This is a genomic window from Flavonifractor sp. An306 (assembly GCF_002159455.1).
Taxonomy (GTDB): Bacteria; Bacillota; Clostridia; order Oscillospirales; family Oscillospiraceae; genus Flavonifractor.
In genome coordinates this window covers 1-4,019 of record NZ_NFIQ01000131.1, presented here as the reverse complement: position 1 = coordinate 4,019, position 4,019 = coordinate 1, and the positions used below count along the sequence as shown (strand labels likewise).

Sequence of the window (4,019 nt, the reverse complement as noted above, 5' to 3'; positions counted from 1 at the left end):
GACGTCCCCTTTTTCCCCATTTTTTCTACCCCCTTTTCTTCATCTTACCATGAAAAAAAGTAGACACCCACACTTTTGTGAGTGTCTACTTTCATTTTACAAGTGCAGCAGGGCGTACCCTGCCGGCTCTTTTTTGTCTTACTATCAGATCTCGTCCTCAATCAGGCCGTAGTCCCCGTCGTTGCGCTTGTACACCACGCAGAACCGGCCGTCATGGTCCACATCCTTAAAGGCGAAGAAGGTGTGGCCCACCAGCTCCATCTGGAGCACCGCCTCGTCCACCGTCATGGGCTTGATGGGGAACTTCTTGGTGCGGACGATGCGGTATTCCTCCTCGTCGCTCTCGGGAACGAAGGAGGACAGCTCCTCCACATCCACAGTCCGGGAGAAGGCGTCCTGGCGCAGGCGCTTCTCCAGCCGGCTCTTGTTCTTGCGCAGACGGCGCTCCACGGAGGACACCGCCGCGTCGATGGTGGCAAACATATCGGAGGTACTCTCCGCCACCCGGATGATGGTGCCGCTGGAGCGGATGGTCAGCTCCACATTGTTGCGGCCCTTTTCTACGCTGAAGACGATGGCGGCCTCCGCGTCCGCCTTAAAATAACGATCTAACTTGCCCACCTTTTTCTCCGCATAGGCGTGGACCTTGTTAGGCAGATTGATCTTTTTGTCGGTAAACACGAACTTCATAGTTTTCAGCTCCTTCCGCCCTCTGGGGAGGGCCTTGCTGGATCCGGCCCTGGCCGGTTCCCTGCTTTGATTATACCACGAAGTTCGCTAATTGCCACAACTAATTTGAAAATTTTCTGCGCAATTTTACCAACAAATCTTCAGCCGCAGCTGTGGCCGTGTCCGCCGCAGTCGTGTCCCGCCCCGTGGTCGTGGTGATGGGCGCACACGGTGTCCGGGTCGTAGCACAGGCTGCCCTGCAGCAGCGCCTCCACCTGGGCGTCGGCATCCCCCGCCGCGCCGGGATACAGACGGATGCCCGCCTGGGCCAGCGCATTCCGGGCTCCGCCGCCGATGCCGCCACAGATCAGGGCCTCCACGCCCCGCTCCTTCAGAAACCCAGCCAGGGCTCCATGGCCGCTGCCGTTGGTATCCACCACCTGGGAGGCGCGGACCTGTCCGTCCTCCACCTCATAGAGCTTAAACTGCTCCGTGTGCCCGAAGTGCTGAAACACCTGTCCGTTTTCATAAGTAACCGCAATTTTCATGGAAAATCCCTCCTTAATCTGTTTCCTGTCCGGCGCAGCCGCCGCAGCCGCACCGGCCCCGGTCGCAGCGCCGCCGGGCGCAGTCCCGCCCGGCACAGCCCTCCGCCTGGGCACATAGCATATAGTCCCCGCCGGAGATCACCAGCTGCCGCCCCTCCACCAGAGCCAAGGCCAGCTTCTGCCTGGCCCGGTCGTAGACCTGCTGCACCGTGGAGCGGGCCACCCCCATCTGTCCGGCGCATTCCTCCTGGGTGCAGCCCAGCAGGTCGATGAGACGGATAGCCTCATACTCCTCCACCGCCATCTCCACCGGCCCGTCCGCGCCCCCCTCCAGCGGACCAAAGGTGTTCCACCGGGGCAGCGCGCAGATCCTCCGGCATTTTCTGGGCCGCGGCATCGCCATCCCTCCGTTTCTGACTTATGCCATTTATTTTAGCAGGTTTTTGGCATATGTCAATAATAAAATATTTTACAAATTTTTTGCTTAAGCATTTTCTTATACTGCATTTTTGACTACATTTTTTCTCGTTTCTAATTTTAACTAATCGGTTTAACATTTAATAAAACTCTTATTTCATCATCTTGACACTTCTCCCCCGTTTTTATGCCCACTAATTTCGTTTAGTCTGCCCATTGTATCTGCAAGGCATCTGTACTATACTCTCACACGATCAAACACAAGGAGGTATGACTTATGGTTTTTGATCTGAAACTTCAATCTATTTCCGAGCTGGCCGAACTTCAGCAGCTTGCTGCTCACGCGGATAAGCCCGTATATATTGCCAATGAAGACGACCAGATCCGGGTGGACGCCCGCTCCTTCTTGGGGCTGTTTGCGCTGGACTACTCCAGACCGCTGAAGGTGATCACCGATTCTCTCTATGTGATGCGGATGCTGGAGATCCGGCAGCGGGCCCTGGAGGACGCCATGGCTCGGGCCTGAGCATGAAAACGCCGCCCCCGACGCATATGCGTCGGGGGCGGCGTTTTGTTCAGGGTTCCATGAGTGCGCCCAGCAGAGGCTCAAATTGAACCCCTTCCAGAATGGGCGTACCCTGGGCCAGCGTGTGGGCCACACAGCGCTGGACGAAGTTGGCGCCGCGCTGTGCCGCCTGTTCCAGCCCTTCGCCCCGCAGCAGGGCGCCCAGCACCACGCTGGCAAACAGATCGCCGGTACCGGGGAACTGGGCCGGCTCCTGCCGGGCCATGGCAAAACCGGTCCGGCCGGTGCGGCGGTCAAAAAAGCCGGCCCCGATCTCCCCGTCGCTCAGACTCACACCTGTCAGCACCACAGAGCGCTTCCCCGCCAGACTCAAACGTTCCAGCCAACGGCGGAGCCCCGCCTCGTCGCCGGGCACCGCCTGATAATCCTCTCCCAGCAGCAGGGCCGCTTCGGTCAGGTTGGGCGTGATCACATCAGCCTGTGCCGCCAGTTGCCCCATCCGGCGGCACATATCCGGCGTGTAGGTGCGATAGGGCCGGCCATGGTCCCCCATCACCGGGTCCACCAGCACCAGGGTATTCCCGCCCCGAAACCGGCGGTAAAACGCTTCGATCAGCCCGATCTGCCCTTCGCTGCCTACAAAGCCACTGTATACCGCGTCAAACGCCACCCCCAACTCCGCCCAGTGGCTGGTTGTGCCCGCCATCTGGCCCGTCATATCCAGAAAGGTGGCCTTATCGCTGGCGGGAAACGCTGTGTGGGCGGACAGATAGGCGGTGGGCAGCGGACAGCACTGGCTGCCCATGGCGGCCAGCACCGGCAGCACCACCGTCATCGAGCAGCGCCCGAAGCCTGAAATATCCTGAATTGCCGCAACTCTCGGCGCACGCGCCATATCGCTCCCTCCTTCTTCCGTCAACAGGCTTTATTATACCTGTATCGCCATAGAAGTGCAATTGACTTTTTTTCTCCTTGATGATAAACTGAATTTCAAGCTCCGAAGGGCATCTGTGGAACTGCAAGGAAAGCGGGTTCGTTCGAGAGAAAACCGGAGCCTTCTCTCCTCCATTGAGTACCTTTTGGATAATGGAATATGCGCCTGTGATGGAATTGGTAGACATGCGAGATTTAGGTGCTGTCACCTCAGTGAAAGGTTTTGAAGGTAGATATCTTTAACGAGGAGGTAAAGTTAATGGGAAAGTTGACGAAGCAGAACGCTAAGTTACCAACCCTCCCCGCAAAAAGTCCGGATAAAACAGAAACTTGGGCAGGGAAATATACTGCTCGTGTTACTAAAATCTTTAATCAACCAGATGGATCGACGGTTAAGGCGACAAGACGGATCAATAAAGATGGAAGTATAACAGATAAAATTGAACACCGACATAGGTGATAACTTCCTCTTATTGTATATCTGAGGACAAATCAGGAGTTTTACCTGCTTTTATTGATGCAGATTAAGCGCAACGCTCTGTCTCGGGCAATCCCTCCCCGAGTAAAAATAGAGGGAAACTGAATATGCGGGTATGGCGGAATTGGCAGACGCGCTGGATTTAGGTTCCAGTGGAGTGATCCGTGTGGGTTCGACCCCCACTACCCGTACCAACTAAGGTTGCTGAAAAAGATGCAACCCCTGAAACCCTTGCTGCGGCAAGGGTTTCAGCCGTTTCAGAGGGAAAAATCGAGCACCAGCCGAGATGGAGATGCAAGTAAGCGTAAAATAGAGGAGGACACCTCAGGAAAGAGCAAGAGTAACCGTCAAAGGAGCAGGCGGATAGACTTCCATGAGATAATAGTGCTGGAACGTAGCGGAACGTTCCAGCACTAATTTGTACGGGGGGTCTTGCCGTGACATCAAA

Annotated in this window: 6 protein-coding genes and 1 tRNA gene; 3 read left to right on the top strand and 4 right to left on the bottom strand. The window is 56.2% G+C overall.

The window, feature by feature from the left end; genetic code table 11:
- Window positions 1–144: 144 nt before the first annotated feature.
- The 3 genes from raiA to B5F88_RS18545 form a co-directional block, all read right to left on the bottom strand.
- A complete protein-coding gene (gene raiA / locus B5F88_RS18555; protein WP_087348943.1) occupies window positions 145–690 on the bottom strand; it encodes a ribosome-associated translation inhibitor RaiA in 546 nt (181 codons plus the stop codon).
- Window positions 691–830: 140 nt separating this feature from the next.
- A complete protein-coding gene (locus B5F88_RS18550; RefSeq protein ID WP_087348941.1) occupies window positions 831–1,217 on the bottom strand; it encodes a NifB/NifX family molybdenum-iron cluster-binding protein in 387 nt (128 codons plus the stop codon).
- A 13-nt stretch (window positions 1,218–1,230) separates the two neighbouring features.
- Window positions 1,231–1,614: a DUF134 domain-containing protein gene (locus tag B5F88_RS18545; RefSeq protein WP_087348939.1), complete on the bottom strand. Its 384-nt coding sequence runs from the start codon at window positions 1,612–1,614 to the stop codon at window positions 1,231–1,233.
- Window positions 1,615–1,911: 297 nt separating this feature from the next.
- Here B5F88_RS18545 and B5F88_RS18540 point away from each other — a divergent pair, with 297 nt between their 5' ends.
- On the top strand, window positions 1,912–2,160 hold the full coding sequence (locus B5F88_RS18540; protein WP_087348937.1) for a hypothetical protein: 249 nt from the start codon (window positions 1,912–1,914) through the stop codon (window positions 2,158–2,160).
- 49 nt (window positions 2,161–2,209) lie between these two features.
- Here the strand turns inward: B5F88_RS18540 and B5F88_RS18535 are convergent, their stop codons facing one another.
- Window positions 2,210–3,055, bottom strand: coding sequence for a pyridoxamine kinase (locus B5F88_RS18535; RefSeq protein WP_087348935.1), 846 nt, complete (start codon window positions 3,053–3,055; stop codon window positions 2,210–2,212).
- 297 nt (window positions 3,056–3,352) lie between these two features.
- Here B5F88_RS18535 and B5F88_RS20450 point away from each other — a divergent pair, with 297 nt between their 5' ends.
- On the top strand, window positions 3,353–3,553 hold the full coding sequence (locus B5F88_RS20450) for a hypothetical protein (protein ID WP_140402196.1): 201 nt from the start codon (window positions 3,353–3,355) through the stop codon (window positions 3,551–3,553).
- 127 nt (window positions 3,554–3,680) lie between these two features.
- A tRNA-Leu gene (locus B5F88_RS18530) sits at window positions 3,681–3,765 on the top strand.
- The last annotated feature ends 254 nt before the right edge of the window (window positions 3,766–4,019 follow it).